The following is a 26,242-nucleotide window of genomic DNA, read 5'->3' as shown; positions in this document are numbered from 1 at the left end:
CGCACGGGGCTGTCCATCAGGAGTCAAGTTAGATGTCGATCCGCCCGCCATTTCCCCAGCGTTCCTGGCTTGCCTTGCTGCTGCTCTCGCCATCGCTGGCCCTGGCTGCCGAGCCCGTTACCCAGTTCGATACCGTCAGCGTGACCGCGACGCGTACCGAGCAAACCCTGCTGCAGGTGCCCAGCACGGTGTCGGTGCACAACGAACGTGAAATCGATCAGCACAACGACAAGAACCTCAAGGATCTGGTGCGCTACGAGCCGGGTGTTTCGGTCAGTGGTACCGGCAATCGCTTCGGTCTGTCGGGTGCCAACATCCGCGGCATCGACGGCAACCGCGTGCTGACCCAGGTGGATGGCGTGCGGGTCCCGCAAAGCAACTTCTTCAGCCCGTTCCAGGACGTGCGCAGCAACTACGTTGACCTCGACACCATCAAGCAGGTGGAAATCATCCGCGGCCCGGCGTCTTCGCTGTACGGCAGCGATGCGATCGGCGGTGCGGTCAGCTTCCTGACCAAGGATGCCGCCGACTATCTCGAAGAGGGTGACGACACCTACGCGCGTTTCAAGACCGGTTACGACGGCAGCGATGACAGCTGGCAGCGCAGCGCCACCTTCGCTGGGCGCACCGGCACGGTTGACGGTTTGTTGCACCTGGGCCGTCGTGACGGTCAGTCCACCGACACCTGGGGTGGCAACGGTGGCGTCGGCAGCTCGCGAGAAGAGGCCAACCCGCTCGACTACACCACCGAGAACCTGCTGGCGAAGCTGGGTTGGGACTATGCCGACGGTGATCGTCTGCAGTTCACTTACGAGCGCTATCAGGACGACGCCAACAGCAACCTGCTGAGCGACATCACTTCACGGGCCACCCTCACCAGCCCGGCCATCCGCGGTTCGCAATCGAAGGACAGCATTGATCGTGACCGCTACAGCCTCGAGCACACCCTGAGCCTCGACAGCCTGCTGGCCGACCAGCTGAAATGGCAACTTAACTACCAGGAAAGCAGCAACAAGCAGAAAACCCTGCAACAGCGCCAGACTGTCTCGCGGGTCAATCGCGTGCGTACGCGTGACTCGCAGTACGACGAGCGTCTGTGGAGCCTGAACACCCAGGTGGACAAGCAGTTTGCCGTCGGCGACACCCGTCACCACATGATCTACGGTGCCGAGCTCAAGCGTATCGAGGCCAGCAACCTGCGTACGGGCAAGGAGGTTCGCCTCGACACCGGCGCCACCGTGCCGGCCACTGAAAATTTCCCGGTCAGCGACTTCCCGGATCCGACCAGCGAGTCCCTGGGGCTGTTCGTTCAGGACAATATCGAGATCGGCCGCTGGACCCTGCTGCCAGGCCTGCGTTACGACTACTACCGCCAGACCCCGCACGTCACCGACGAATTCCTCAACGGGCTGCCGGCGGAAACCGATCCGTCACGCATCACCGATGACCACATCTCGCCAAAATTCGCCGTCACCTATCAGTTGACCGAGCATGAAAGCGTGTACGGGCAATACGCTGCCGGCTTCCGCGCGCCTAGCCCGGTGAACATGTACGGTGAGTTCAGCAACCCGCAGTTCGGTTACCAGCAGATCGGCAACCCGGACCTGAAGCCGGAAACCAGCGACAGCTATGAATTCGGCCTGCGCGGTCGCTATGACCTGGGTAGCTTCGGTATTGCGCTGTTCTACAACAAGTACAAGGACTTCATTGCCACCGACACCGTACCGGACCCTAACGGCACTGGCCTGTTGACCTTCCAGCCCCGTAACCTGGGCAAGGTCACCATCCGTGGCGCCGAAGCCAAAGGTGACATCAAGCTTGACGCCTTCATGCCAGTCGGTACCCGTGCGCTGGGTTCGATTGCCTATGCCCGTGGCAAGGATGAAGAAACCGGTCAGGCACTCAATAGCGTCGATCCGCTCAAGGCGGTCATTGGCCTGGGTTACGATGCCCCGAGTGGTATCTATGGCGGGCAGCTGACCTGGACCCTGGTGCAAGCCAAGGATCGCGTCGACCATAGCGGCGATGCCGATTTGCTGATCGACCGTCAGTTCGAGACCCCGGGCTATGGTGTTCTCGACCTCAACGCCTGGTGGCAGGTCACCGAGCAAGTGTCGATCAACGGCGGCCTGTTCAACGTCACCGACAAGAAGTACTGGAACTGGGGCGACGTTCAGGGCCGTGATGAAGATGCCGCTGGCCTGGGCCGTTTGACCCAGCCAGGGCGTTATGCAGCGGTCAACGTGATCTGGGAAATCTGATAACGATCAATCGTCATCGTCGTCATCATCATCCCGGTCGCGACGGCGGTCGTTGTCGTAGTAACGATAACGGTCGTCGTCGCGATAGCGTTTGTTGTACTTGCGATGGTCGCGGTCATCGCGGTCGTCGTCCCAATCGCGGGAGTAGCGATGGTCGCGGTCCCAGCGATGATCGTCGCGGTCGTAGTCGTGGTAGTAGCAACCGGCGGTGGCCAGTACCGTGGTGATCACGGCGAAGCGGGTCAGATGTTTCAGCACTGTGGTTCCTTGATCCGCACAGCGGTAGGGAGGGTACAGGCTCAGACCAGCCGTTCGGGGTTTTGTTTCCGGAGTGCTCAAGGCAAGAAAGGTTTCTTTACGGAATCCTGGGGAGTCCTTGGGTTGGGATGTTAAGGCTGTGAGCTTATCCATTTTGTATGGTGATGCTGTCGGCCCCTTCCGCCGTAAGGGCGGAAGGGGCCAGCAGCGGCGCTACATCAAATGGATAAGCTCACCGCCTAAAACCCAAAAAAAAGGCTCACACGAGGTGAGCCAAAGTCGACGTTCTGAAGGGAAGAAACCCTAATGTAGAGGTCTGCCGTTAAGTGGGCGTTAACGGCTGTTGCGGTCAGTCGTTGACCCGCGGCAATACGATTCTCGCCAGCAACCCGCCATCAGGCGCATTGCGCAAGGTCAAATCACCGCCTTGTTCACGAATCGCCGTACGCGCCGACGGCAAGCCCAGACCGACGCCACCGGTGTCGCGATTGCGCGAGCTTTCCAGGCGAAAGAACGGCACAAACACATCTTCCAGCGCCGCATCCGGAATCCCCGGGCCATGATCACGCACCTCGATGAACAGGCTGCGGGAATTACTGCTCAGGCGAATCGACGGTGGCTGGGCGTACTTGACGGCGTTCTCTATCAAGTTCGTTACTGCGCGCTTCAAGCCTAGCGGTCGACCGAGATACACCAGGTTCGCCGGCCCTTCGAAATCCACGTCAATTTGCTGGTCGCGGTAATCATCGACCAGGGTTTGCAGCAGCTCGGCCAGGTCGAAAGGTGTGGCCGTTTCCAGGTGGGTTTCGTCGCGGAAGAAGCCAAGCGCAGCATTGATCATGCTCTGCATTTCATCCACGTCACGGAACAGCTTGCGCTGTTGCTCGGCATCTTCGATGAACTCGCCACGCAAGCGCATACGCGTCAGCGGCGCACGTAGGTCATGGGAAATGGCCGCCAGCATTTGCGTTCGTTCGGTGACGAAGTGCTGGATCTGCGCCTGCATGGTGTTGAACGCCGTAATGGCCTGGCGCAACTCATGGGGGCCCTCCAGGCGAATCGGTGGGGCGCGCAGGTCGCTGCCAAAACGCCTCGCGGCACGGGCGAAACGCTGCAGTGGGCCGGCCAGTTGACGGGTACCGATCCAGGCCACCAGCAACGCGGCAATTAGTGCCAGGATACCGATGATGGTAAAGCGCATCCCGGTGCTCAGGCCCCAACTGCGATAAGGCGGGGTAAACGCCAGCCAGCTGTGGTCGGCCAGTTGCATAACCAGTTTGTAGTGTGCGTCGGGGCTGTCGTTCGGCCAGTCGTGGGGTTGGTAGACTTCCAGCCGCAGCGGAACAGTGGCCAGCAGTTGCGTCAGTGCCGGCACCGCCTGCGGGGCTACCTGTTCACCTGGGCCGGGCAAGGCGAGGGCGTCACGTTGGGCGCTCCACTGCACATGCAGCATCGGGTTGCTCGCCGCGTTTGCCAGTTGCATGCGCTTGTCGGCTGGTGCGGCTTCCAGTACCCGTGCGGTGACGGCGATCTGTTCAAGCAGGCCGGTTTTCTCCAACGGCGGGCGCGCCCAGACCCCGGCCAGTTGCACGAACAGGATGTTCAGCGCCACCGAGATCAGCATGGCGGCAATGATGGTCAGTGCGATGCGCCGGCTGATGCCGTCGTGGTGCAGGCCCAGGCGGATCATGTGCGGCTGACCTTGGCGTCGAACAGATAGCCACCGTTGCGCACGGTGCGGATAAGCGCCGGGCGCTTGCTGTCCGGCTCGATCTTGCGGCGCAGGCGGCTGACCTGCACGTCGATGCTGCGGTCATAGGCTTCATGGCCCTGGCCACGGGCCAGGTCGATCAACTGCTCGCGGGTGAGGATGCGCTGCGGGTGTTCGAGAAACACCAAAAGCAAATCGAACTCACCCGCCGACAACGGCACCATCACCCCTTGCGGAGTGCGCAGTTCACGGCGGGTTACATCGAGTTGCCAGTCGTCGAAACGGATCAGCGGCCGGGTGTCTTCACCGAGGCTGCGCAGCTGCTCGCCGGCGCGGCGTTGCACAGCACGCAAGCGGGCCAGCAGTTCGCGGGCGTCGAAGGGCTTGCCCACGTAGTCGTCAGCGCCCAGCTCCAGACCGACAATACGGTCGCTCAGCTCGTCCATGGCGGTGAGCATGATGATCGGGATGCCGGTGCTGCTGCGCAGTTTCTGGCACAGGTTCAGGCCGCTTTCGCCGGGCAGCATCAGGTCGAGGATGATGGTGTCCGGACGTTGTTTTTCGATAGCCGCCCACATCGCCGTGCCATTGGCGGCCAGGTCGACTTCGTAGCCATGCATGACAAAGAACTTCTTCAGCAGGGCACAAATTTCCACATCGTCATCGACGATCAGCAGTCTGCTCACGATCAGGTCCAGTGGGGCGTCAAAAGTGCGTATCTAAAACTATTCTGCTGCGCCGGTCACATATTTCAATCATGTAATAAAGCTGCATTCGCGACACAAAGCGGACATCAGCCAGCAAAGGCCCTGGGCGATCCTGTCGGCAGACCAAATCAAGGGAATCTTCCATGCCGGCACAACCTCCAATCGACGGCCTTGACTGCAGCCAATCCCTGACCCTCGACCTGCGCACCCAGGATCTGTGGCGCAACGCGCTGCTCAGCTACCAGGACTCTCGCCTGGGCCTTTGCCGCGAGGGTACACATGTGATTCTGAGCCATTACTTCGAGCGGTACAGTCCCAGCAACAGCCAATGGATGGAATACAGCTACAAAGTATCGTTGTCCGAGCTGGTGCACTGGATCATGGCCAACGGTCAGCTGCAAGTCGATCGCTCCGGTACTGCCCCCAGGGCCATCCGCCACCAGGCCGGGGACACTCGCCATGCGTAAACTGATTTCTGCCCCGGTACTGTGCCTGTCGCTGTTAATGGTTGGCTGCAGCCAGAACAGGGTATCGCCCAAGGAGTATTCCGGCTTTCTGCGCAACTATGACCAGTTGAGCGAGCACAAGACTGCATCGGGTGAGTCGGTGCTGCGTTGGGTCAGCCCGAAACTGCACATGGAGCGTTACAGCCAGGTGTACATCGCGCCAAGCCAGTTCTACCCGCAACCCAAGGCCAGCGCGCAGATCCCCGAGACAACCCTGAAGGCGATAACCATCTACTACGATGCGGCGCTTAAACGCGAACTGGGCAAGGTGCTGAATCTGGTCGAGCAGCCAGGGCCAAACACCTTGATCGTACGCCCGGCAATCACCTCGGTCAGCGCACACACCCAGTCACTGCATTTCTATGAGTATCTGCCAGTGACCCTGGTGGCCGCAGGGGTCAGCAGCGCCGTCGGCATCCGTGACCTGGACAGCGTGATCGCCACCGAAGCGGCATTCCTCGATGGCGGCAGTCGCACTGTGGTCGCCGAAGTGGTGCGCAAAGGCACCGGCCTGCCGCTGGAGAACGACGATCAGGTGATGACCGCCGAGAACCTCAAGCTGGTGCTCGATGGCTGGGCGCAGGATTGGCGCAATGCCGCCGTGGCCCTCAAGCAGCAAAACGCCGCTGCGTTCACAGGGCAAAAATCCACGGCACCATGAACACGCTGACCACCATCACCAGCAAGGTGAAGGGCACGCCGATTTTGACGAAATCGGCAAAGCGGTACTGACCGGGGCCGAGCACCAGGGTGTTCACGGGTGACGAAACCGGTGTCATGAATGCCGCAGAAGCCGCCAGGGCGACGATCATGGCGAAGGGGTAGGGCGAGGCGCCCAGCTGTTCAGCGGTACTGATCGCCACCGGGGCCATCAGTACCGCTGTAGCAGTGTTGGAAATGAACAGACCGATGATCGCGGTAATAGCGAACAGGCAGGCGAGGATCAGGTAAGGTCCGGCCTCGCCAAGCAATTGCACCAGCACATTCACCGCGATGGCGATCCCGCCGGTTTTCTGCAAGGCCAGGGCAAACGGCAGCATGCCGACGATCAGCACCAGGCTCTGCCAGTGGATCGCGCGGTAGGCGCTGTTCATGTCGATGCAGCGTCCGGCGCCCATCAGCAGGCAGGCGATCAGCGCAGCGATGACATTGGGCACCACGCCGCTGATCATCAGGCCGACCATCACCGCCAGGCTGATCAGGGCGTAGGGCGCCTGGTTCAGGGCCGGGGCGACATTGTCGACTTCCGCCGGCAGGCTCAACACCAGAAAGTCCTTGGGCTGCGCTTGCAACTGGCGCACCGACTTCCACGGGCCGATCACCAACAGGGTGTCGCCAAGCTTGAGCTTCTCTTCCACCAACTGTTCTTCAATCGCGCTCTGGCCGCGGCGCAGGCCGACCACGTTAAGGTCCCAGCGGCTGCGAAAGTTCAGCTCCAGCACGCTCTTACCGATCAGCTGCGAGCCGGGTACCACCGCTACTTCGGCCATGCCCACGGCGTGGGACTGGTCGATGAAATAGGCGGCCTTGAAGTGCAGGGGTTCGAGTTTCATGGTCTGGCACAGACTGCGCAGGTCATCACGCGGGGCGAACAGATCAAGCAACAGCACATCACCCTCATGCACCGTGGTGCTGGAGTCGGGGCTGATCACCCGGGTGGTGAACTTGTGCTGACGTTCGATGCCGACCACGTTGGCGCCATGCACGGTGCGCAACTTCAACTCACTGAGGCTGTGACCGATCAAGGGCGAGTCCGGGCGTACCCGCAGACGTCGTTCACGACCGGCGAGTTTGTAGTCGATGATCAGGTCAAGCAGGGTGCGGCGGGTTTGCGGGCTGCCGTCCTTGCGCACTTCACCGCTGAGCCAGTGGCGGGTCAGCAGCATGTAGCCGACGCCGAGCGCGAGGATCACCAGGCCAAACGGGGTAAAGCTGAAAAAGCTGAAACCACTTTGGCCGTGGCGCACCAGCTCACTGTGCACCACCACGTTGGGCGGTGTGGCGACCAGGCTGAGCATGCCGCTGATCAAACCGGCAAAACTCAGCGGCATCATCAACCGGCTGGGCGAGACCTTCATGCGCGCGGCGATACTCAGCACCACCGGAATGAAAATGGCCACCACCCCGGTGGAGCTCATCACCGAACCGAGCCCGGCCACACAGACCATCAGCAGCACCAGCAAACGCACCTCGCTGTTGCCGGCGCGATCGGCCATCCATTCGCCGATGCGGTAGGCAATGCCGGTGCGCACCAGCCCTTCGCCGATCACGAACAGCGCGGCGATCAGTACCACGTTGGGGTCGCTGAAACCGGCCAGGGCTTCCTGGACGCTGAGGATACCGGTCAGTGGTAACGCCACGATCACCAGCAGGGCGACCACATCCATACGTGGCTTGTTGGCGATGAACAAGACCACGCTGGTAAACAGCAGGCCGAGCACCCAGAGCAATTCGTGATTCATGCAATCTTCCCGATCCTTGAAGGCTGGAAGTTTGGCAGAAAGTGGAGGGTGGTTCATTGATTTGCGTAAGCGCTTCTACGCAATGGGGTTGAGCAACTCGGCACCCTGGTTGCGTACATTACCTACCGCTTTATCCACCCGATACCAGGCAAACGACTCGGCCGGCTCACCCAGGTTGAGCACCATCTGTTCAGCCGGGCCCTTGGCGCAATCAGGGTTCAACCAATCCCGGGCCAGGGCCGGCGCGAGCACCACCGGCCTGCGGTCATGGATATCAACCATGCCACCGACGCTGTCGGCGGTGATGATGACAAAGCCATCGTCCTCGGCCACTCCCCATTGGCCAATGCCGGCGCAGAACGCCGGCAGGCCATCGCGGCGATGAATATAGTAGGGCTGTTTTTTTGCTTCGCCTTCATCGACCCATTCGAACCAGCCATCAATCGGTACGATCAACCGGTGCCCCCAGATCGCCCGGAAGTACGGTGAATGCGCGACTTTCTCCACCCGTGCATTGATCGGCGCTGCCCGGTCATGAGCCCAGTGCGGGCGCCAGCCCCAACGCAACCAATGGGCGCGGTGCGCGGACAGGACGGCGACGTTGCTGCTGGGGGCAACATTGTAGTGCGCCAAAGGCTGATCGCCGATTTCATTGGCCAGGGCACCGGGCATGCTCAGGGCGTCGACGAAATCGTGAATGCCACGGTACTGGCTGAGTCTTCCGCACATGCAATGTGGCCTTTATTTGTCATCTGATACGGTATCAGAGGTCATCTTCGGCGAAATTCAAGGAAAACGAATTAACCTATATAGCCAAGGGTTATTGGCATATCACCGCAGCTTCTCCAACTATAGCCCTCGAAGCGGCAGGGCTTTGTTCGCAGGGAAGCGTGCGTATGGCAAACCATATTCTCATCGTTGGTGGCGGGGTCGGCGGCACCATGCTCGCCAATCAACTGGTCGGCAAACTCTATCCGGAGATTCTGCGCGACCAGGTGCGTATTACGCTGCTGTCCAATTCGCCTGATCATTACTACAAACCAGCCTTCATGTACGTGGCCTTCAACCAGTTCTTCAAGGAAGAACTGAAGCGCCCCGAGCGTTCATTGCTGCGCCCGGAAATCGACTTTCAGGTGCAGGAAGTCACGCGCTTCGATTTCGCCGGTCAAACGCTGTATACCCGTTCCGGCAAACGCTTTGGCTATGACTTTCTGGTAATCGCCACCGGATGCGTGCCGGCACCCGAACGTATCGAAGGGCTGCAGCAGGGCGGTGATCATTTTTACCAGTACGAGCCGGCGCGTCAGCTGGCGCAACGTCTGGCCAGTATCGAGAAGGGGCGGATCTTCATCACCGTGTCCTTTCCGCAAACCCCCAACGTGCCTCATCAGTGTGGTATCGCACCGGTGGAAACCACGTTAATGCTCGATGACTATCTGCGCCGCCGTGGTGTGCGTGACAAGGTCGATATCATCTATACCTACCCGACCACCGCACAGCTGCTGCGCAATTGCCTGTTCTTGCAGCGTCCTACCGGCGAGATCCTGCCGGGCATCTTTGCCCAGAAGAACATTCAGTTTCAGCGCGGCTTCACCCTCGGCAAGGTCGATCCTGACCAACGCATCGCCTACTCGGAAGAAGGGGATGCACAACCCTACGACATCCTCATGGCCACGCCGCCGATCCGCGCGGTGGATGCGGTGCGGGAAAGTGGCGTGTCGCAGGCAGCCAACCAGGAAGGCTGGCTGCCGACCAATCACGAAACCTTGCAGGTTTATGGTCTGGATGGGGTGTATGTGATCGGCGACACCGTCGATCTGCCTGTCAGCAAGGCCGGGGGTGCCTGCCACAACCAGGCACCAGTGATTGCTGACAACATTGCCGGCGAGATCCGCCTGGGTACCACAGTGGCGGTGTATGACGGCAAGGTCCAGGCCGCCGCGCAGATGGGCCTGAACGCCGGTATGCCGTTGACCTACGACTACCGCCACGATGTGCTGCCAACGCCGCCGACCAAGCTCGGTGGCCTGCTCAGGAACGGATTCAACCGCGGCCTGTACTGGGCCGTTGCGCGCGGCATGCTGTGACCCGACACCGGGAGGAGCTGACTGACATGGAAGTGACCGATACGCTCGCCCTGCAGGGCGAAAACCCGGGCCTTGAGGCCTTCTTGAACAAGCTGCAGCCGTTGCTCGATGGTGGTCGCCTGGACAACCTGGTCGACCTGGCATCGTTGCTGTCCGATCTGGTCGACCTGCTCGATGCGGCCATGGTTGAAAAACTCTCGGTGCAGTTCGAACAAGCCACGGCCTTGTCCTGGAACCTTGGCAACGCCATTCGCCTGGCCAAGGCCCAGACCCGTCAGGAAACCACACCCCCTAGTTTGTATGGCCTGCTGTTGCTACTACGAGAACCGCAAACCCGCCGTGGGTTTGCCCTGGTGCTCAGGGTATTGAATGCCATTGGACACCAGGATTGATCGTAGGCAAAGGAAGGCTGAGATGATCGCTAAACACTGCACCACCGTGCCCGGCGGCAATACCGTATGGGATCCGAAAAGTTATCAGCAATTTGCCCGCCTGCGTGAGCGGCCGGTGCTCGAGCTACTGGAGCGTCTGCCCTTGCAGGCGCCCGAGTGCATCTATGACCTTGGCTGTGGCACCGGCATTGCCACGCGGCTGTTGGCCGAGCGCTGGCCGCAGGCTGAACTGTTTGGTGTCGACAGCTCCGTCGAGATGCTGCAAGAGGCGTTAGCCTTGCCCATCAAGGTCAACTGGCTGAACGCGGATGTCAGCCAGTGGCAGGCGGAAAAACCGGCCAACCTGCTGTTTGCCGCTGCGGTGCTGCACTTTATCGAAGACCACGAAAGCCTGCTGCCGAGATTGCTAAAGCAACTGCGCAAGGGTGGCTGTCTGGCCGTGCACATGCCCAACTGGCGCGATGCACCCTGGTACCAGCTGATGCTGCGCGCCTTGAGCGAACCCGGGCCCAGCGGTCTGCCTCTGGGTACCCTGGCGCTGCGCAAGTTCATGGCTTCGCGCAATGTATTGTCGCTGGACAGCTATTACCGCTTGCTGGCACCGCTGACCCGTGAGCTGGATATCTGGGAAACCGAGCACCTGCAGGTGGTCGAAGGCAATTCGCCGATTTTCGACTGGGTCAAGGTGTCGGCTTTGCGGCCGGTGCTTAACGCGTTGAACGAATTCGAGCGCGAAGTCTTTCTCAACAAATACCTGAAGCTGTTGCACAGTCACTACCCGGTTGAGGATGACGGGCACACCCTGTTTCCGTTCAAGCGCACCTTTATCATCGCCACGGTGTGAGGCGCGGGCGTTGGCGGCCCGGCAATGATAAAGTCGGCTTTTTTTCCGACGAGGGTGTGTCATGCGGGTAGTAATGGCGATGGTCGCTGCAGCACTGTTGGCCGGTTGTGCCTCTTCGGCCATGGAAGCGGCACGGACCCAGGCACCGAACAAAAGCTTCACCTCGAGCAAACCCGCCGACCGCGTTGCCCAGTGCATCCAGTTCGGCTGGCAGGACGAAGCGGTGTTTGGCGTCGACGCCAGTGGTTACCTGGAGCCGGGCAAGCAGGGCGGCTTTACAGTCTATACGCGTGAAGCGGAGTCCTTCGCGGACATCCAGTCGCAAGGTGCAAACACCGCTGTCAGCTACTACGCCAAGAAGGACGACAGTGTCGCCCTGCGTCGTATGGCGGCATTGGCCACCTGCCTGTAAAAACTAGCGGGGCATGTACCCGAGCTGCCAGCGCCGGGGGATCTTCAACGAGATCAACCCCAGGGCGGCAGCGAGCAGGGCGCTGAACAGCAGGGCAGCCAGGTCGAAGACCTGCTCCAGCAAGACCCCGGCAATGGCACCGACGAACATCCCGGTCCAGGGAATCAACTGCACCCGCCAGCCGTGCCGGCGTTCGCCCAGCAGCGCGCGGCCAAGTCCGCGACCAAAGCGCGAGAGCGCGCCGGTGACGTAGGTCAGGCCGATTGGCAAACCGTTCACTTCTTCGACCACGGCGTTGATCATGCCCATGGCGGTAACGGCCGCGACCAACGCCGGCAATTGCCAGCTCAGCGGCAACAGGCCGGCCAGCGCCAGCAGGGCGGCGATGATCGACAACAGCGGCCAGGGGCGCCGGCCAGTGAGGCGGGCAATTACCACGCCGAGGGCGTTGCCCAGCACAAAGGCCAGCAGCACCACACCAATACGCAGCACCAGAGCGAATTCACCCTCACCCAGCGACACCGCCAGGCGCGTGGTGTTGCCGCTCATGAACGAGACGAAATCACCGGTGGCCATAAAACCAATGGCATCGGTCATGCCGGCCAGCACCGACAAGGCGGCGACAAAATACAGCCCGACCTTGCCGCGCAGCCTGGCCACGCGCAGGGACCGGGCCGAAAGATATGAGGAACCTGGCAGCATCCATTACGCTCCCAATAAACGTGAAGTGACTCAGGCGCGTTGCGCCAACCTGGCTTCGAGACCGGCGATATGGGCCTGCAGCCGTTCGTGCTCCTGGCGCTCGGCGCTGATGTCTTCGAACACGCTGATCAGGTGTTCCGGCTCACCGTAGGCCCGGCGCTGCAGTGAAGTGCGGGCGCGTACCCAGATGTACTCACCGTTTTTGTGGCGTACCCGTTTCTCCACCTCGTAACGCTCGGTTTCACCAGCCAGCATGCGTTGCAGCATTTGCAGGTTGGCCGCCAGATCGTCGGGGTGGGTGATCTGCTGGAAGGTCATGGCGTAGAGCTCTTCGGCGCGGTAGCCGAGCAGTTCGCACAGGCTGTTGTTGACCCGCTTCCAGCTGCCGTCGGGGTCGATGTAGGCGAGGGCGCCCCAGGCCAGTTCGAAGATCGCGCGAAAACGCTCTTCGCTGTTGCGCAGCGCTTGCTCGGCGACCTGGCGTTCGGTGTTGTCCATGCTGATACCGACCATCTTCACCGAGCGCCCGGCGCTGTCGCGTACCACCGTGGCGCGGGAAGAAATCCAGCGCAGTTCGCCATCGGGGCGGGTGATACGGAAATCGCATTCGCAACCACTGCCGTCGGCCACCGCCTGCGCATACATGGCCTGCATCTGCGCGATGTCTTCGGCTGGCAGGTGGGCCCAGAAGTCTTCGTTGCGATGCACCGGCCAGCCATAGACCTGCTCGACGTTGGGCGAGTAGGTGACCTCGTCGCTGATCAGGTTCCACTCCCAGGTGACGATGCGCGCGCCTTCCTGGGCCAGCTTCATGCGCGTTTCGCTTTCCATGATTTCAGCGGTGTAGCGCCGGCGCAGGTCGGTCATCGGCAACTCGACCACCTGCGGCTGCTGGATGTTCTGCAGGGCTTCTTCGCCGTAGCGCAGCCAGATCCAGTTGACCTGGAGAAAGTCCGCCAGCTTGCGCAGGTTGTCGTAGTCGATTTCGCCGCCGCGGGTCCATTTGTGCACCGCGGTGCGCGAGATCCCCAAGGCCGTGCCCACGGCTTGCAGGGTCAGCTTGTGATGCTCGAGCAGTTCCTTGAGGCGGAAGGCGAAACTGTTTTCCAACATGGGGCAGGTGTCCTGATCGGGGCCAAGAGCCTGTCAGTATACCTAAGCTGTCAACTTTGGGTTGACGGTGATGCTTGGGGCCGTTTCTCGGCCCATCGCCGGCTACGCCAGCTCCCACAAAGGCAAAAATCGATCCCCTGTGGGAGCTGGCGTAGCCGGCGATGAGGCCGGTAAGTCTTACAAATCCAACACCAAGCGTGCCGTCCGCGCCCGCGAAACACACAGCATCATGCTCTGCTGCGCTGCTTTTTCGTCATCGCTCAGGTATTGGTCAAAGTGTTCGGCCTCACCTTCAAGAATCGCCGTCTCGCAGGTACCGCACACACCTTCACGGCACAGACACTCGACCTTGGCGGCCTTGGATTTCTCGATGGCCTGCAGAATCGTCATGCCTTCTTCCACCTGCAGTTCGATGCCCGACTGGGCCAGCACCACGGTAAAGGCAGCACCGGTCACAGGGGCGGCGGCGAACTGTTCCCAATGCACGCGTTGTTCGGCAATACCGGCCTTGGCGGCAGTGGCGATCACGGCATCGATCAACGGTTTGGGCCCGCATACGTACAGGTGAGCATCGTCAGCCAGGCCGGCGCACAGCGTGTTCAGGTCAAGCTTGCGATCAAGGCTGTCGACATAGAAATGGGTGTTGTCAGCATGCGGTCCGCTGGCCAGCTGATCCTGGAACGCACCGTGCTCAGGGGCACGGAAGGCATAGTGCAGTTCGTAGTTGGCAGCGCCGCCTTCAAGTTCATGCAGTTGCGCCAGGAACGGGGTGATGCCGATGCCGCCGGCGATCAGCACATGCCGGCCAGCGCTGGGGTCCAGGGCGAACAGGTTGTTGGGCGAGGAGATGGTCAGGCGGGTGCCGACTTCAACCTGCTGGTGCATGAACGCCGAGCCACCTTTGGACTGCTCTTCCAGGCGCACGCCGATCTGGTAGCTCTGGGTGTCGCGCGGGTCGCTCATCAGCGAGTAGGCATTGCTGAACTGGCTGCCGTCGGCGCCCTGCATCTGCACGATGACATGGCTGCCACCGGTGAAGGCGGGCATCGGCGCGCCGTCTTCGCGGGCCAGGGTGAAGCGCTTGATCAGCGGCGTGGCCTGTTGCACGTCGGTTACCTGCACGCTGAACATTTCGTATTTGTTGGCCATGATTCACCTCGACTGCAGGGGCGCGCGGCAGGCCCTGCCGCGTCCCGGAACCTGATGCTCGCTCAGACGGCGAGGCACAGGTATTTGATTTCCAGATAATCTTCGATGCCGTACTTGGAGCCTTCACGGCCCAGGCCCGATTGTTTGATGCCACCGAACGGCGCGACCTCGTTGGAGATCAACCCGGTGTTGACCCCGACCATGCCGTATTCCAGCTGCTCGGCGACCTTGAACACCCGGGCGATATCACGGCTGTAGAAGTACGCCGCCAGGCCGTACTGGGTGGCGTTGGCCAGAGCAATGACTTCTTCGTCGCTGTTGAAGCGCACCAGCGCCGCCACTGGGCCGAAGATTTCTTCTTCCAGCAACTCCATGCCCGGGCCGACATTGGTCAGCACGGTAGGCTCGAAGAAGTTGCCACCCAGGGCATGAGCCTGGCCGCCAAGTTCCAGCTCGGCGCCTTTGCCGACCGCGTCGTCGATCAGGCTGCGGACCTTGGCCACTGCCTTGTCGCTGATCAGCGGACCGATCTGCGTGCCCTCGGCACTGCCATGGCCAACACCCAGCTGGCGTACGCGTTCGATGAAGCGTTCGCTGAACTGCGCGTAGACGCTGTCATGGATGTAGAAGCGGTTGACGCACACGCAGGTCTGCCCGGCGTTGCGGTATTTGGCGATCAGCGCGCCTTCGACCGCGGCGTCGATGTCGGCGTCGGCGAAGACAATGAACGGTGCGTTGCCGCCCAGCTCCAGGCTGACTTTCTTGATGGTTTCAGCGCACTGGCCCATCAGCAGGCGACCGACCGGGGTGGAGCCGGTGAAGCTCAACTTGCGCACCGACGGGTGGCCGGTGAACTGCGCGCCGATGGCCGGTGCATCACCGGTGACCACGCTGAACACGCCAGCGGGAACACCGGCGCGCTCGGCCAGCTCGACCAGCGCCAGGGCGCAGAACGGTGTTTCGTTGGCCGGTTTGACCACCATGGTGCAGCCAGCCGCCAGGGCAGGGGCGACTTTGCGGGTGATCATCGCCGCGGGGAAATTCCACGGGGTAATCGCGGTGCACACGCCTATGCCTTGCTTGATCACCAGCAGGCGCTTGTCGCTGGCAGGGCTTGGGATCACGTCGCCGTAGACGCGCTTGCCTTCTTCAGCGAACCACTCGACGAAGGAGGCGGCATAGCGGATTTCGCCCAGGGCTTCATGCAGCGGCTTGCCCTGTTCGAAGGTCATCAGCCGGGCCAGGTCCTGCTCGTGTTCTAGCAGCAGTTCGAACCAGCGGCGCAGAATCTGTGCACGCTCTTTGGCGGTGCGGGCGCGCCAGTCGCCCAGCGCGGCTTCGGCGGCTTCGATAGCGCGTACCGCTTCGGCACCGCCCATCAGCGGCACGCTGCCCAGCAGCTCGCCATTGGCCGGGTCGGTTACCTGCAGGCTGCGCCCATCATCGGCGTCGCACCAGCGCCCAGCGATGTAGGCTTGCTGGCGGAACAACTTATTGTCATTGAGTTTCACGCAAGGCACTCCGAAAGCCGCCGCAGGCTGTCTGTGCAGCCTGCGGCGGTGGTTATCAGTCGTTGAGGTGGGCGACGGCGATCAGGTTGTGGAAGTGGGCGATGCCGTGCTCGCTCATGCCGCTGCGCTCGCGGTCGGCCATGATCCGGCCCTGGCCACGGTAGCCACGGGACTTCAGGCCTTTCTGCACGCTTTCCACCAGGCGCAGGTCTTCCGGACGGAACACTTCGCGGTACCAGTCGATCAGCTTCTGCTGCTCTTCAGTGATGTCCTTGTTGAGGAAGTAGATGTCGTAGTGCTGCAGGGTGGTTTCGGCATCGACCGGGAACTCGTAGATCACGGTCATGAAGTTCGCTCCTGGCGGCACGTTGAACATGGTGCACGGCCAGGCCCAGAAACCGGCGAAGGACGGGTCTTTGACACTCTCGTCGAACTTGAACGACTGCTCGGAAGGCTTGGCCAGACCGTACTGCAGGGTCCAGTTGCCGTGCAGGTTGTGGCTGTACTGACCAACGTCTACCGAGTCGGCGAAACCTGGGTGGGCCGGGGCGCAGTGGTAGCACTCGAGGTAGTTGTCGACGATCGACTTCCAGTTGGCTGGGGTGTCGCTGACAAAGCGTGCCGCCAGGTGCAGGTCGTCGATCACCGCGCAGGCTTCACGCATGCGTTTTTGCAGGCCTGGCAGCTGGTCTTCGACCGAACCTGCTTCCATGTCCATATTGATGAAGATGAAGCCTGCGTATTCTTCGACGCGTAGCTGCACCAGGGTGGAGTTCTCTTTGTCGAAGTTCACCACGTTGTCGCAGTTGCGCGCGTGGGCCAGGTCGCCGTCGAGCTTGAAGGTCCAGGCGTGGTAGGGGCAGGTGATGACGTTCTTGGCCTTGCCGCTGCCACTGAGCAACTGGTGGCCGCGGTGCGGGCAGACGTTGTAGAAGGCGCGCAGCACGCTGTCGCGACCGCGTACGACGATGATGCTTTCACCAATCACTTCGCGGGTGATGTAGGCGTTGTTTTCTGCCACTTCACTGCGATGGCCGACACAGATCCAGCTGCGCGCGAAGATGTTTTCTTTCTCGTGCTCGAACACTGCCGGCTGGGTGTAGAAGCTGGCAGGGATGGTGAAAGCCTCTTCGGCGTTGGCGCAGAAATCGGCGGGCAGGCGTTTGAAGTCATTCATGATCAGTTCTCTCACAAGCTCGGTTTTTTAGTTATCAGTTAACGTGTATCTATCAGTTAACAAGTCAGGCAAAAAAATTTGGCTATTGGCTGTGGGAGCGGGCCTTGCCCGCGATAGATGGCGGCTGACACACCGCCATCGCGGGCAAGGCCCGCTCCCACAGGGGGTGTTTAGTGCACGGCAGCAGCGCTGCGCGGGGCCTGGTGTTGCGGTTCCTCACCCGCCATGCGCGCCGCCTCTTCTTCAATGCGGTAGGCCGGTACCTGGCCGTAGTCCTCGATCATCCATTTGAAGAAGCCGTAGATCTTCACCAGCAGGATCACCATGAACGGGATTGCGGTCAGCACCACGGCGGTTTTCATAGTCGACAGCGAGGCTTTGGCGAACAGCATGGCCAGCGGCACCAGGGTCAGCACCACACACCAGAACAGGCGATGGGTTGGTGTCGGGTCGTCGCCTTCACGCAGGTTGCGGGTGCTGGTGGCAGCCACCGCATAGGCCGCGGCGTCCATGTGCGAAGCGCAGAAGATCGCCATGATGAACAGGTAGACGCCAAGGAATACCTGACCCCACGGCAGGGCCAGCAACAGGTGGGTCACCGCCGATTCGCCGCCTTGTTCGCTGAGCATTTTCGGTACGTCTACAGCGCCGGTGATGAACTGGTGCATGCTGTAGCTTTCCAGCGCGCCGAAGAAGAACCAGCACCCGAAGCTGCCACCGAGCAGCAGGGCCATGACCACTTCCTTGATCTGCCGGCCACGCGAAACGCGGGTCACGAACATCGCCACGCCCGGAGCGTAAGACACCCACCAGAGCCAGTAGAACACCGTCCAGTTGCGGGTGAAGGCACCGTCGCCGGCCGGGTCGGTGAACAGGCTCATGTGCACGTAGTTCTGGATCATCAGGCCAATCGAGTTGGCGGTGTTGTTGATCGTGAACTGGGTCGGGCCGACCAGCAGCACCACACCGGCAAACACCAGGGCGCCGATGCAAACCATCTTGCTCAGGCGCTGCAGACCGCCATCGATACCGATGTAGGAGCTGAGCGAGAACATCACCGCCACGGCGCCGATCACCATCAATTGCACGGTGAAGGTGTCCGGGGTGCCGGTCAGGTCATGCAGGCCACGGGTCAGGGTCGAGGCGGTGAGGGCCAGCGACACGGTCAGGGCGCCCATCATGGTCAGCAGGAAGATCAGGTCGACGGTACGGCCAACCGGGCCGGTGGCCTTGAAGCCGGTGACCGCTTCGACGATCGAGGCCAGGTTCAGGCCGCTCTTCTTGCGCACATGGAAGTGGTAGGCCATGGCCAGCGAAGCCAGGGCGTAGATCGACCAGGCGCTGACGCCCCAGTGGAAGAACGAGTAGCTGACGCTGTATTCGAGGGCTTTAGGGGTAGCGGCGGCGATGTTCAGGCCTGGGGTCTGGTAGTAGTAAGCCCACTCCATGACGCCCCAGTAGAGGGTCGAGGAACCCATACCGGCACAGATGAACATGAACACCCAGGTCGCGGTGGCGTACTCGGGTTTGCCACTGCCCAGACGGATATTGCCGTATTTGCTGAAGGCCAGGTACAGCACGGCCAGGGAGCTACCGAACACCAACACCTGAACGCTGGTGCCGAAGGTACGGGTGGACAGTTCGAACAACTGGTTGGCCGCGCTTTCAGCTTCGCCGGGGAAGGCTGCAAGGCCTATCACGGTGAGCAGCACGGCAATCAAACTCACGGTGATCAGGAACACATCAATCTTTTTATTTTTGTGCGACATCATCGTCTCCTGGACGTTGGCGTACTTATCTATACCCGGCAGGCATTCCGGGGTGTTGCGGTAACGCTCCTTCCTTGGTTGTTAACTAAAAGTTAACGTGAATCTTTGGGTTAACAGATTCTGCATACAATCTGTGCCACTCGCAAGAGGAAAAGGGCCGTCTTGTCTGACAATTCAGACAATCGGCCCCGTCTCATCAACCTTCGATCAGTGCGGTGATCGCCCGGCCCACTTCCTGGGTGGACTTCTGCCCACCCATGTCGCGGGTGGTGTCACCGGCAGCAATGACCTGCTCGATGGCCTTGAGGATGTCATCGTGGGCGGCGCGGTAGCGTGGGTCGGCACCGTCATTGCCGAGGAACTCGAGCATCAGCGCGCCGGACCAGATCATCGCGATCGGGTTGGCGATGTTCTTGCCGAAGATGTCCGGAGCCGAGCCGTGCACCGGTTCGAACAGCGACGGGAACTTGCGCTCGGGGTTGAGGTTGGCCGATGGCGCGATACCGATGGTGCCGGCGCAGGCCGGGCCGAGGTCGGAGAGGATGTCACCGAACAGGTTCGAGGCTACGACTACGTCAAAGCGATCTGGCTGCAGCACGAAGCGGGCGCAGAGGATATCAATGTGCTGCTTGTCCCAGCTGATTTCCGGATAATTGGCAGCCATGGCGGCGGTGCGCTCGTCCCAGTAAGGCATGCTCACGGCCATGCCGTTGGACTTGGTCGCCGAAGTGACGTGCTTGCGCTCGCGGGTCTGGGCCACGTCGAAGGCGTACTTGAGGATGCGGTCGACACCACGGCGGGTGAACACCGATTCCTGCAGGACGAATTCGTTTTCGGTGCCTTCGAACATGCGTCCGCCCAGGGACGAGTATTCGCCTTCGGTGTTCTCGCGGATTACCACGAAGTCGATGTCGCCCGGCTCGCGGCCGGCCAGCGGGCAGGGCACGCCAGGGAACAGGCGTACCGGGCGAATGTTGACGTACTGGTCGAAGTCGCGGCGGAACTTGAGCAGCGAGCCCCACAGCGAGATGTGGTCCGGGACCTTGTCCGGCCAGCCGACCGCACCGAAGTACAGGGCGTCGAAGTCCTTCAGTTGTTCGAACCAGTCATCCGGCATCATCTTGCCGTGGGCCAGGTAGTAATCGCAGCTGGCCCACTCGAAGAATTCGAAGCTGATGTCCAGACCATGCTTGCGCGCAGCGGCCTCGACCACGCGGATACCTTCGGGGAGAACTTCGATGCCGATGCCGTCACCAGGGATGGCGGCGATTCTGAAAGTCTTGCTCATGGGGGCGCACTCGTTGTCTAGGGAACAGGTGCGGACCATGCTATAAGGGCTTCATTCAGAGATAATCTCGCCATTCATAGATTCTTAGAACACGAAACGTGAATAATCTTCCGAGCCTCGACGACCTCAATATCTTCCTTCAGGTGGCCAAACGCGCCAGCTTTGCCGCCGTGGCCGACGAACTGGGCATGTCCGCCGCGTTCATCAGCAAACGCATACGTGTGCTCGAGCAGACCCTTGAGGTGCGCCTGCTGCATCGCACCACCCGGCGGGTGACCGTGAGCGAGGAGGGCGAGCGGGTTTACCAGTGGGCGCAGCAGATCTTCGATGCGGTGCAGCGCATGGGCGACGACATCAGTGCCCAGCATCGTGAGCCGGCGGGGCAACTGCGCATTGCCAGCAGCCTGGGCCTGGGGCGACGCTTTGTGGCACCGGCCTTGTCGGAGCTGGCCGAGCGTTATCCGCGTCTGGACGTTCGTCTGGATGTTCATGATCGCCTGGTCGACCTGATCGAAGAGGGCGTCGACCTGGATATCCGCGTTGGCAACACGATTTCGCCCAATCTGATTGCCAAGCCGCTGGCCAAGAACCGCCGAGTGCTGTGCGCCTCACCGGCCTACCTGGCGCGGCGTGGAACGCCGAAAGTGCTGGCTGAGCTGGGCAGCCATGATTGTCTGGTGATCAAAGAACGCGACCATCCTTTCGGCATCTGGCAACTGGAAGGGCCCAATGGTGAGGAAAGCGTGCGGGTGACCGGCAGCCTGTCGAGCAACCATGGTGAGGTGGCGCACCAGTGGTGTCTGGATGGGCGCGGGATCTTGCTGCGCTCGTGGTGGGATGTGCATGACAGCCTGGCAGACGGGCGCTTGGTTCAGGTGTTGGGCGACTATCATCAGCCGGCGGATATCTGGGCGGTGTACACCTCGCCCTTGGCCAGCTCGGCCAAGGTGCGGGTGGCGGTGGAGTTTTTCCGCCAGTACTTTGCCGAACGCTATAGCCTGCCGGAACTAGGCTGACGGGACCTCTGTGGGAGCGGGCCTTGCCCCGCGATCTGCCGCAACGCGGCAGCAAAACCGGCCAGTGCGGAGCATCAGTTAGATCCGGGACTTAGCGTTTACGACCGCTGCGCGCTCGATCGCAGGCTGTCGCCAGCTCCTACACAAGGGGCCAGGATTTTCAGCCACGGCCAGCGCGCCTGGTAGCTTTTTGCCTTTTGCTCGAACAGATCAGGCTGTGCGTTGTTCGGATTGATCCGCAGCAGCCCGTGTTCAATGTCGGTCAGGCCGTAGGGTGCATAGAGCTCACCGTTCCCGACATCCAGCCCGATACAGGTACCGGCAATCAGGTAACGATCAACACCGTCTCGGGCTGACATCAGCTGAGGATACGGCCTGCCAAAACGCTCTCCATACCAGAGGTGAACGCGCGCCTGGTTCTTCACCTCGACATTCACCCCAAGGTCCTGAAACAGTTGTTGAGCGGCCTTGATGACCTCGTTCTCGGCCTCCCAGGACAGGTCATCGTCGAAGTAAAAAACGTCGTAGTCCTTGATGCCCCACGCCGTTGGCTGGTTCGCCTGATGATTCCAGACCGCCTGGAAAAGACAGCCGGCCGTCAGCATGCACTGACTCAGGCCCAACGCTGGCAAACGTGCAGCAATCTCGGCGTTTATGGGGTTGGTCATGGCGATGCTGACCAAGCCGTCGACAGTCAATGTCATGTGTCGCTCCCTGGATTCGTCGGTGGTGGCTTAATCTGCCAGACCCTGTTCAAACTCGGCACTGTCCCGGCATTTAACCGCCGACAACAGCAGGCGATGCTGCCATTTTTTATGCGCACGCCACATCAGCCCACGCGCTTCACCTTGCTCGATGCTGCCTTGCTTGACCACATCCCAGGTCCGGTACAAATACCTGGCCAGTTCGGTGATGTCCTTCTGCGGCCAGCAGCAGCCGTGCTTTCTGAGCAGCACCACCATGTTTTCTATCTGCAGCGTCTCGTGCGCTTGCTCCAGGCCATGTAACGCCGGAATGACATCCATGGCCTGCCAGAGTGCGCCATAGCCGGAAAACTGCTGCTCGATCCCGTCGATCATGTCATCGAGCGCGTCCCAGATTTCAACCAGGCCCAGATCGCTTTGATAGATCGCCTGTTCCCGCCGGCGTATTTCCTCCAGCCACTGCTCGGCCAGGCGATAGACGATGGCTTCCTTGTTCGGGAAAAAGCGGTACAGCGACTTGATGTCAATGTCGCAGCGTTCGGCGATGGCATTGGTATTGAGCAGGCCAATACCGCCTTCCTTGAGCAGCGCCAGCGTCGCCTGTTCAATCTTCTGGATGATCGCCAGGGTACGTTGCTGGCGCGGCTCGCGGCGCATCTTCAAATCTAGCGAAGTCATCGAACGCACAGCCTTATTGTTAGTAGGCGCGCATTTCACATTGTCTTGCCCAACCGAGTCAAATCTCACCGATTGACGCCAGTGGGCAACGCTGGTAGAAGTGCAAATTACAGTAATTACTGTAATTTAATCGGAGACGGTATGCGCTTAAAACAAAAACAACATTTAACGCTTTGCTCCATCGCTTTGCTCGCCGGGATCAGCGGCTGCAGCCAGACGCCTGTGCCAGCTGTCGGCACCAATACGGTGTACCTCAACGGCGAGATTTACACGCAGGATGGCCAGCACCGGAAGGTCGAAGCGATCGCCGTTGCCAACGACAGGTTCGTCTATACCGGTAACCGGGAGGGCGCGGAATCCTTCATCAAGCAAGGTTTTCAGGTGGTCGATCTGGGCGGCAAGATGGTTTTGCCAGGCCTGCACGACAACCATATCCATGTGCTGGGTACCGTCGCCCTGGATGTCTGCGACCTTGAAGGCAAGGCGGTAAACCTCGATCAGCTGGCCAGCAAGGTGAAGGAATGCCTGCCGCGCTACGCCAGCGAACCCGGCGCCTGGCTGAAGATCGATCAGTGGGTTCCCTATGAAGGCAATGAACCGACGGCCAACTACAAAACCATCCGCCAGGCCCTCGATGCGGCCGCCGATGGCCACCCGATCATCTTGTCCGGGGTCGATGGCCATGCCAGCGCCTACAACTCCAAAGCCTTGAGCATGGCCGAGGATGAACAGGGCAACAGCGTTGGCTTCACTGCCAAAACCCTGGCCAAGGGTGGTGTGTTTGCCGAGCTGGCGCCCTACGTCAGCCTGGACACCGGCGTAGTGCGCGACGCGGCCAAAGAGAAAATCCCGGTCGGAAACTTCGACATGTTTGCGCAAAAGCCCGGCGACCCGCGTGGCGAAAAGGTTTATGGCGAGATCTTGCCGGAGGTGGCCAAGGTCATGGCGCAAAGCGGCATCACCAGCATTCAGGATGCTTGCACCAATGACTTCATCCGCGAACAGTTGGTGAAGATGCAGAAGCAGGATCTGCTGAACATGCGGGTCACCGCCGCCACCTGTTTCATTGACGACGATTACAAGGGCAAGGTGGACATTGCCGGGCATCTGAAAAAAGCGCAGGAGGTGCGTGCTGCGTTCGCGGACAATCCGTTGATCAAGGCCGATGCGGTGAAGATATTTGCCGACGGTGTGCTTGAAGGGGATTCCTTCAGCACGCCGCCGTTCTCACCCAATGCCGGAATGCTGCACAACTATCAGACCCCCCACCTCAAGCTCAACGCCGACACCGGGGTTGTCACCGTTACCAAGGACAGCGAAGACTCGAAGAAAAACGGCATCGTCAATTACAAGGCTGAAGACTTCAAGAACTACGCCAGCGCCCTCGATGCCGATGGCTTCAGCATTCACGTCCACAGCGTTGGCGACCGCGCCACGCGTGTCGCGCTCGATGCGCTGGAAGCTGCCCGTCAGCGTAATGGCAACAAACACATCCCGCATACCATTGCCCATCTGCAGGTCATCCACCCGGACGATCAACGCCGCCTTGGCGAGCTCGGGGTGTACCTCACCTACACCTACGCCTGGATCAACCAGCAGCCCGACTATGACGTGCTGATCACACCGTTCCTGGAAAAAAGCAAAAAAGGTCAGGACATCAACGACCTGCTTTATAACAAAAACAGTTACACCTGGAACGCCATCTACCCGGTGCAAAACTCTGCCAAAACCGGCGCAGTACTGGTTGCCGGCAGTGACGCACCGGTCGACTCACGCGACCCGCGTCCTTTCATGAACATCGCCGCCGGCATTACCCGCGCCATACCCGGTGAGCCGGCCTACAACACAGAGCAGTCGGCGACGCTGGAACAGATGCTCGATGCCTACACCATCAACGGTGCCCGCGCGGTTCGGCAGGACCAACTGATCGGCTCGATCGAGCCGGGCAAGTCGGCTGATTTCATCGTTCTCGACCGCAACCTGTTCGACCTGGTCGAGCAGGGCAAGCCCGAGCAAATCGCTGAGACCAAGGTGTTGCAGACAGTGTTCCGCGGGAAGACGGTCTATACCCAGTAATCATCCACACAAAGGGGCCTTGCAAGGCCCCTTTTTTGAACAGGCTGTGGGAGCGCGCTTGCCCCGCGTTCAAAGGCGTTCACCCCTTCAGCGCGGCTTCAATCGCCGCCACATCGATCTTTCTCATCTCCATCATCGCTTCGAATGCACGCTTGGCCGCTGCCCGATCAGGGTTGCTGATCGCCGCCGTCAGGACGCGCGGCGTGATCTGCCACGAAAGCCCCCATTTGTCCTTGCACCAGCCACAGGCACTTTCCTCGCCGCCATTGCCGACAATCGCGTTCCACAGGCGATCCGTTTCGGCCTGGTCATCCGTGGCAACCTGAAACGAAAACGCCTCACTGTGCTGGAACATCGGACCGCCGTTGAGCCCCAGGCAAGGGATGCCCATCACCGTGAACTCCACCGTCAGCACATCGCCTTTTTTTCCCGAAGGGTAGTCGCCAGGCGCGTGATGGACGGCCACCACGGCGCTGTCCGGAAAGGTCTTGGCGTAGAAGCTCGCAGCGTCCAGCGCCGTGCCGTCAAACCACAGGCAAATCGTATTCTTGCTGGTCATCTTGGGTCTCCGAAACCGGGACTGGGACAAACAGTGTAGACGCACGGTCAGCCGGGCTTCCTTGCCCGTATCCGGGGTCAGGCAATCAGCTCGACTTTGCCGGTGGCCAGGCGATAGACGCCGCCGACGATTTTCAACTTGCCCTTGTCGAGCGCATCGGTGATCAAGGGCGTGGCGCCCTTAAGACTCTGGACCGAGTCTTTGACATTTTGCGCCGTGGCATTTTCCATCAGGTCGCCAGGTTGTTTGAGGACCTTCTCGATAGAGGGCTTGAGTGCCTCCGTCAGTTTCGGAATGTGCCCGGGGAACACGGTTGAATCTTTCAGCGCTTTGATCCCGGCATCGATGGCGCCACAGCTTTCATGGCCGAGTACCAGGATCAACGGTGCCCCGAGCACAGCGACGGCGTATTCAAGGCTGGCCAGGCCTTCGCCGGTGACGAAGTTGCCCGCCACGCGAATCGCAAACAGGTCACCGCGTGCGGTGTCGAACGCGTATTCGGGGGCGATCCGCGAGTCGGAACAACTGAGCACCGCCACGAACGGGTTCTGGCCGGACACCAAGGCTTCGCGCTCGTCCTTGAAGTCGTGTGTGTCCGAGTTTCCGCTGACATAGCGTTCATTGCCTGCAATCAGCCGTTGTAGCGCCTGGTCGGGGTTGATTGCGTTTTGCGGTTTGGGGGGCGCAGCCGTTTTTTCGGCGGCCGTGACAAACCTGTCAGGCAGCGCACCGGACAGCAGCAGGGCACCTGCTCCAAGTCCGGCAATGCGAAGAAAACGACGACGATCAGTTGTGTTTGAAGAGGAAGTTGAATCACATGATTTACACATGATGGTGTGTACTCAGATCAACTCGGTGGA

The 26,242-nt window shown here is 60.7% G+C and carries 25 protein-coding genes; 9 read left to right on the top strand and 16 right to left on the bottom strand.

Annotation, left to right across the window (positions count from 1 at the left end):
* The first annotated feature begins 32 nt into the window (after positions 1 to 32).
* On the top strand, positions 33 to 2,261 hold the full coding sequence (locus tag ACVI9W_RS02925) for a TonB-dependent hemoglobin/transferrin/lactoferrin family receptor (protein ID WP_461529141.1): 2,229 nt from the start codon (positions 33 to 35) through the stop codon (positions 2,259 to 2,261).
* A gap of 6 nt (positions 2,262 to 2,267) precedes the next feature.
* On the opposite strand, the gene ACVI9W_RS02920 is transcribed toward ACVI9W_RS02925, so the two are convergent.
* From ACVI9W_RS02920 to ACVI9W_RS02910, 3 genes are all read right to left on the bottom strand, one after another.
* Entirely contained in the window at positions 2,268 to 2,519 is a 252-nt protein-coding gene (locus tag ACVI9W_RS02920) for a hypothetical protein (protein ID WP_178082830.1), read from the bottom strand.
* A 349-nt stretch (positions 2,520 to 2,868) separates the two neighbouring features.
* Complete coding sequence (locus tag ACVI9W_RS02915) at positions 2,869 to 4,209, bottom strand: ATP-binding protein (protein ID WP_461529140.1); 1,341 nt, start codon at positions 4,207 to 4,209, stop codon at positions 2,869 to 2,871.
* On the bottom strand, positions 4,206 to 4,916 hold the full coding sequence (locus tag ACVI9W_RS02910; protein WP_038612674.1) for a response regulator: 711 nt from the start codon (positions 4,914 to 4,916) through the stop codon (positions 4,206 to 4,208). The genes ACVI9W_RS02915 and ACVI9W_RS02910 overlap by 4 nt, the downstream gene beginning before the upstream one ends.
* Positions 4,917 to 5,080: 164 nt before the next feature.
* On the opposite strand from ACVI9W_RS02910, the gene ACVI9W_RS02905 reads away from it, so the two are divergent.
* Together ACVI9W_RS02905 and ACVI9W_RS02900 are read left to right on the top strand one after the other, a co-directional pair.
* Positions 5,081 to 5,404 (top strand): hypothetical protein, encoded by a 324-nt coding sequence (locus tag ACVI9W_RS02905; RefSeq protein WP_422421803.1) that lies wholly within the window; start codon positions 5,081 to 5,083, stop codon positions 5,402 to 5,404.
* Positions 5,397 to 6,104: a DUF3313 domain-containing protein gene (locus ACVI9W_RS02900; RefSeq protein WP_461529139.1), complete on the top strand. Its 708-nt coding sequence runs from the start codon at positions 5,397 to 5,399 to the stop codon at positions 6,102 to 6,104. Before ACVI9W_RS02905 ends, ACVI9W_RS02900 begins: the two co-directional genes overlap by 8 nt.
* Here the strand turns inward: ACVI9W_RS02900 and ACVI9W_RS02895 are convergent.
* Together ACVI9W_RS02895 and ACVI9W_RS02890 are read right to left on the bottom strand one after the other, a co-directional pair.
* A complete protein-coding gene (locus tag ACVI9W_RS02895) occupies positions 6,076 to 7,905 on the bottom strand; it encodes an SLC13 family permease (RefSeq protein ID WP_461529138.1) in 1,830 nt (609 codons plus the stop codon). The genes ACVI9W_RS02900 and ACVI9W_RS02895 overlap by 29 nt on opposite strands.
* A gap of 75 nt (positions 7,906 to 7,980) precedes the next feature.
* Positions 7,981 to 8,634: an SOS response-associated peptidase gene (locus tag ACVI9W_RS02890; protein ID WP_461529137.1), complete on the bottom strand. Its 654-nt coding sequence runs from the start codon at positions 8,632 to 8,634 to the stop codon at positions 7,981 to 7,983.
* Positions 8,635 to 8,801: 167 nt separating this feature from the next.
* Between ACVI9W_RS02890 and ACVI9W_RS02885 the strand changes: the two genes are divergently transcribed.
* From ACVI9W_RS02885 to ACVI9W_RS02870, 4 genes are all read left to right on the top strand, one after another.
* Positions 8,802 to 9,992: an NAD(P)/FAD-dependent oxidoreductase gene (locus ACVI9W_RS02885; RefSeq protein ID WP_461529136.1), complete on the top strand. Its 1,191-nt coding sequence runs from the start codon at positions 8,802 to 8,804 to the stop codon at positions 9,990 to 9,992.
* A 26-nt stretch (positions 9,993 to 10,018) separates the two neighbouring features.
* On the top strand, positions 10,019 to 10,384 hold the full coding sequence (locus tag ACVI9W_RS02880; RefSeq protein WP_051939449.1) for a DUF1641 domain-containing protein: 366 nt from the start codon (positions 10,019 to 10,021) through the stop codon (positions 10,382 to 10,384).
* 22 nt (positions 10,385 to 10,406) lie between these two features.
* Positions 10,407 to 11,228, top strand: coding sequence for a methyltransferase domain-containing protein (locus ACVI9W_RS02875; protein WP_461529135.1), 822 nt, complete (start codon positions 10,407 to 10,409; stop codon positions 11,226 to 11,228).
* 61 nt (positions 11,229 to 11,289) lie between these two features.
* Complete coding sequence (locus ACVI9W_RS02870) at positions 11,290 to 11,640, top strand: hypothetical protein (protein WP_038612659.1); 351 nt, start codon at positions 11,290 to 11,292, stop codon at positions 11,638 to 11,640.
* 3 nt (positions 11,641 to 11,643) lie between these two features.
* Here the strand turns inward: ACVI9W_RS02870 and ACVI9W_RS02865 are convergent, their stop codons facing one another.
* The 7 genes from ACVI9W_RS02865 to ACVI9W_RS02835 form a co-directional block, all read right to left on the bottom strand.
* Positions 11,644 to 12,342, bottom strand: coding sequence for a YoaK family protein (locus ACVI9W_RS02865; protein WP_038612656.1), 699 nt, complete (start codon positions 12,340 to 12,342; stop codon positions 11,644 to 11,646).
* A gap of 30 nt (positions 12,343 to 12,372) precedes the next feature.
* Positions 12,373 to 13,455: a PAS domain S-box protein gene (locus tag ACVI9W_RS02860; RefSeq protein ID WP_461529134.1), complete on the bottom strand. Its 1,083-nt coding sequence runs from the start codon at positions 13,453 to 13,455 to the stop codon at positions 12,373 to 12,375.
* Positions 13,456 to 13,632: 177 nt separating this feature from the next.
* Entirely contained in the window at positions 13,633 to 14,604 is a 972-nt protein-coding gene (locus ACVI9W_RS02855) for a PDR/VanB family oxidoreductase (RefSeq protein WP_461529133.1), read from the bottom strand.
* 62 nt (positions 14,605 to 14,666) lie between these two features.
* Entirely contained in the window at positions 14,667 to 16,115 is a 1,449-nt protein-coding gene (locus tag ACVI9W_RS02850) for an NAD-dependent succinate-semialdehyde dehydrogenase (RefSeq protein ID WP_461529132.1), read from the bottom strand.
* 55 nt (positions 16,116 to 16,170) lie between these two features.
* Positions 16,171 to 17,292 carry an aromatic ring-hydroxylating oxygenase subunit alpha gene (locus ACVI9W_RS02845; RefSeq protein WP_038612633.1) on the bottom strand — a complete coding sequence of 374 codons (1,122 nt, stop codon included), beginning with the start codon at positions 17,290 to 17,292 and terminating at the stop codon, positions 16,171 to 16,173.
* Positions 17,293 to 17,462: 170 nt separating this feature from the next.
* The gene (locus tag ACVI9W_RS02840; RefSeq protein ID WP_051939447.1) at positions 17,463 to 19,061 is read right to left on the bottom strand and encodes a BCCT family transporter; all 1,599 of its coding nucleotides are present in this window, start codon (positions 19,059 to 19,061) and stop codon (positions 17,463 to 17,465) included.
* A gap of 196 nt (positions 19,062 to 19,257) precedes the next feature.
* Entirely contained in the window at positions 19,258 to 20,349 is a 1,092-nt protein-coding gene (locus ACVI9W_RS02835) for a tartrate dehydrogenase (RefSeq protein ID WP_038612630.1), read from the bottom strand.
* 98 nt (positions 20,350 to 20,447) lie between these two features.
* Here ACVI9W_RS02835 and ACVI9W_RS02830 point away from each other — a divergent pair, with 98 nt between their 5' ends.
* Entirely contained in the window at positions 20,448 to 21,365 is a 918-nt protein-coding gene (locus ACVI9W_RS02830) for a LysR substrate-binding domain-containing protein (protein ID WP_461529131.1), read from the top strand.
* 98 nt (positions 21,366 to 21,463) lie between these two features.
* On the opposite strand, the gene ACVI9W_RS02825 is transcribed toward ACVI9W_RS02830, so the two are convergent.
* Both ACVI9W_RS02825 and ACVI9W_RS02820 read right to left on the bottom strand, forming a co-directional pair.
* On the bottom strand, positions 21,464 to 22,069 hold the full coding sequence (locus ACVI9W_RS02825) for a nucleotidyltransferase family protein (RefSeq protein ID WP_461529130.1): 606 nt from the start codon (positions 22,067 to 22,069) through the stop codon (positions 21,464 to 21,466).
* A 30-nt stretch (positions 22,070 to 22,099) separates the two neighbouring features.
* A complete protein-coding gene (locus ACVI9W_RS02820; protein ID WP_461529129.1) occupies positions 22,100 to 22,747 on the bottom strand; it encodes a TetR/AcrR family transcriptional regulator in 648 nt (215 codons plus the stop codon).
* Between the two features lie 141 nt (positions 22,748 to 22,888).
* On the opposite strand from ACVI9W_RS02820, the gene ACVI9W_RS02815 reads away from it, so the two are divergent.
* A complete protein-coding gene (locus ACVI9W_RS02815; protein ID WP_461529128.1) occupies positions 22,889 to 24,823 on the top strand; it encodes an amidohydrolase in 1,935 nt (644 codons plus the stop codon).
* A 79-nt stretch (positions 24,824 to 24,902) separates the two neighbouring features.
* Here ACVI9W_RS02815 and ACVI9W_RS02810 read toward each other — a convergent pair whose 3' ends face one another.
* Together ACVI9W_RS02810 and ACVI9W_RS02805 are read right to left on the bottom strand one after the other, a co-directional pair.
* Positions 24,903 to 25,382: a VOC family protein gene (locus ACVI9W_RS02810; RefSeq protein WP_461529127.1), complete on the bottom strand. Its 480-nt coding sequence runs from the start codon at positions 25,380 to 25,382 to the stop codon at positions 24,903 to 24,905.
* A 77-nt stretch (positions 25,383 to 25,459) separates the two neighbouring features.
* Positions 25,460 to 26,212: a carbonic anhydrase gene (locus tag ACVI9W_RS02805; protein ID WP_461529126.1), complete on the bottom strand. Its 753-nt coding sequence runs from the start codon at positions 26,210 to 26,212 to the stop codon at positions 25,460 to 25,462.
* Between the last annotated feature and the right edge of the window lie 30 nt (positions 26,213 to 26,242).

It is taken from the genome of Pseudomonas sp. 210_17 TE3656, assembly GCF_054821965.1.
This window is presented reverse-complemented; position numbering and strand designations above follow the sequence as displayed.

What these genes read in the sequence shown, in the direction of transcription:
- ACVI9W_RS02890 (WP_461529137.1), bottom strand. Translation starts at nt 8,634, where the DNA reads ATGTGCGGAAGACTCAGCCAGTACCGTGGCATTCACGATTTCGTCGAC.
- ACVI9W_RS02925 (WP_461529141.1), top strand. Translation starts at nt 33, where the DNA reads ATGTCGATCCGCCCGCCATTTCCCCAGCGTTCCTGGCTTGCCTTGCTG.
- ACVI9W_RS02845 (WP_038612633.1), bottom strand. Translation starts at nt 17,292, where the DNA reads ATGAATGACTTCAAACGCCTGCCCGCCGATTTCTGCGCCAACGCCGAA.
- ACVI9W_RS02840 (WP_051939447.1), bottom strand. Translation starts at nt 19,061, where the DNA reads ATGTCGCACAAAAATAAAAAGATTGATGTGTTCCTGATCACCGTGAGT.
- ACVI9W_RS02915 (WP_461529140.1), bottom strand. Translation starts at nt 4,209, where the DNA reads ATGATCCGCCTGGGCCTGCACCACGACGGCATCAGCCGGCGCATCGCA.
- ACVI9W_RS02805 (WP_461529126.1), bottom strand. Translation starts at nt 26,212, where the DNA reads ATGTGTAAATCATGTGATTCAACTTCCTCTTCAAACACAACTGATCGT.
- ACVI9W_RS02865 (WP_038612656.1), bottom strand. Translation starts at nt 12,342, where the DNA reads ATGCTGCCAGGTTCCTCATATCTTTCGGCCCGGTCCCTGCGCGTGGCC.
- ACVI9W_RS02900 (WP_461529139.1), top strand. Translation starts at nt 5,397, where the DNA reads ATGCGTAAACTGATTTCTGCCCCGGTACTGTGCCTGTCGCTGTTAATG.
- ACVI9W_RS02825 (WP_461529130.1), bottom strand. Translation starts at nt 22,069, where the DNA reads ATGACATTGACTGTCGACGGCTTGGTCAGCATCGCCATGACCAACCCC.
- ACVI9W_RS02895 (WP_461529138.1), bottom strand. Translation starts at nt 7,905, where the DNA reads ATGAATCACGAATTGCTCTGGGTGCTCGGCCTGCTGTTTACCAGCGTG.
- ACVI9W_RS02810 (WP_461529127.1), bottom strand. Translation starts at nt 25,382, where the DNA reads ATGACCAGCAAGAATACGATTTGCCTGTGGTTTGACGGCACGGCGCTG.
- ACVI9W_RS02860 (WP_461529134.1), bottom strand. Translation starts at nt 13,455, where the DNA reads ATGTTGGAAAACAGTTTCGCCTTCCGCCTCAAGGAACTGCTCGAGCAT.
- ACVI9W_RS02815 (WP_461529128.1), top strand. Translation starts at nt 22,889, where the DNA reads ATGCGCTTAAAACAAAAACAACATTTAACGCTTTGCTCCATCGCTTTG.
- ACVI9W_RS02855 (WP_461529133.1), bottom strand. Translation starts at nt 14,604, where the DNA reads ATGGCCAACAAATACGAAATGTTCAGCGTGCAGGTAACCGACGTGCAA.
- ACVI9W_RS02835 (WP_038612630.1), bottom strand. Translation starts at nt 20,349, where the DNA reads ATGAGCAAGACTTTCAGAATCGCCGCCATCCCTGGTGACGGCATCGGC.
- ACVI9W_RS02880 (WP_051939449.1), top strand. Translation starts at nt 10,019, where the DNA reads ATGGAAGTGACCGATACGCTCGCCCTGCAGGGCGAAAACCCGGGCCTT.
- ACVI9W_RS02875 (WP_461529135.1), top strand. Translation starts at nt 10,407, where the DNA reads ATGATCGCTAAACACTGCACCACCGTGCCCGGCGGCAATACCGTATGG.
- ACVI9W_RS02905 (WP_422421803.1), top strand. Translation starts at nt 5,081, where the DNA reads ATGCCGGCACAACCTCCAATCGACGGCCTTGACTGCAGCCAATCCCTG.
- ACVI9W_RS02820 (WP_461529129.1), bottom strand. Translation starts at nt 22,747, where the DNA reads ATGACTTCGCTAGATTTGAAGATGCGCCGCGAGCCGCGCCAGCAACGT.
- ACVI9W_RS02870 (WP_038612659.1), top strand. Translation starts at nt 11,290, where the DNA reads ATGCGGGTAGTAATGGCGATGGTCGCTGCAGCACTGTTGGCCGGTTGT.
- ACVI9W_RS02885 (WP_461529136.1), top strand. Translation starts at nt 8,802, where the DNA reads ATGGCAAACCATATTCTCATCGTTGGTGGCGGGGTCGGCGGCACCATG.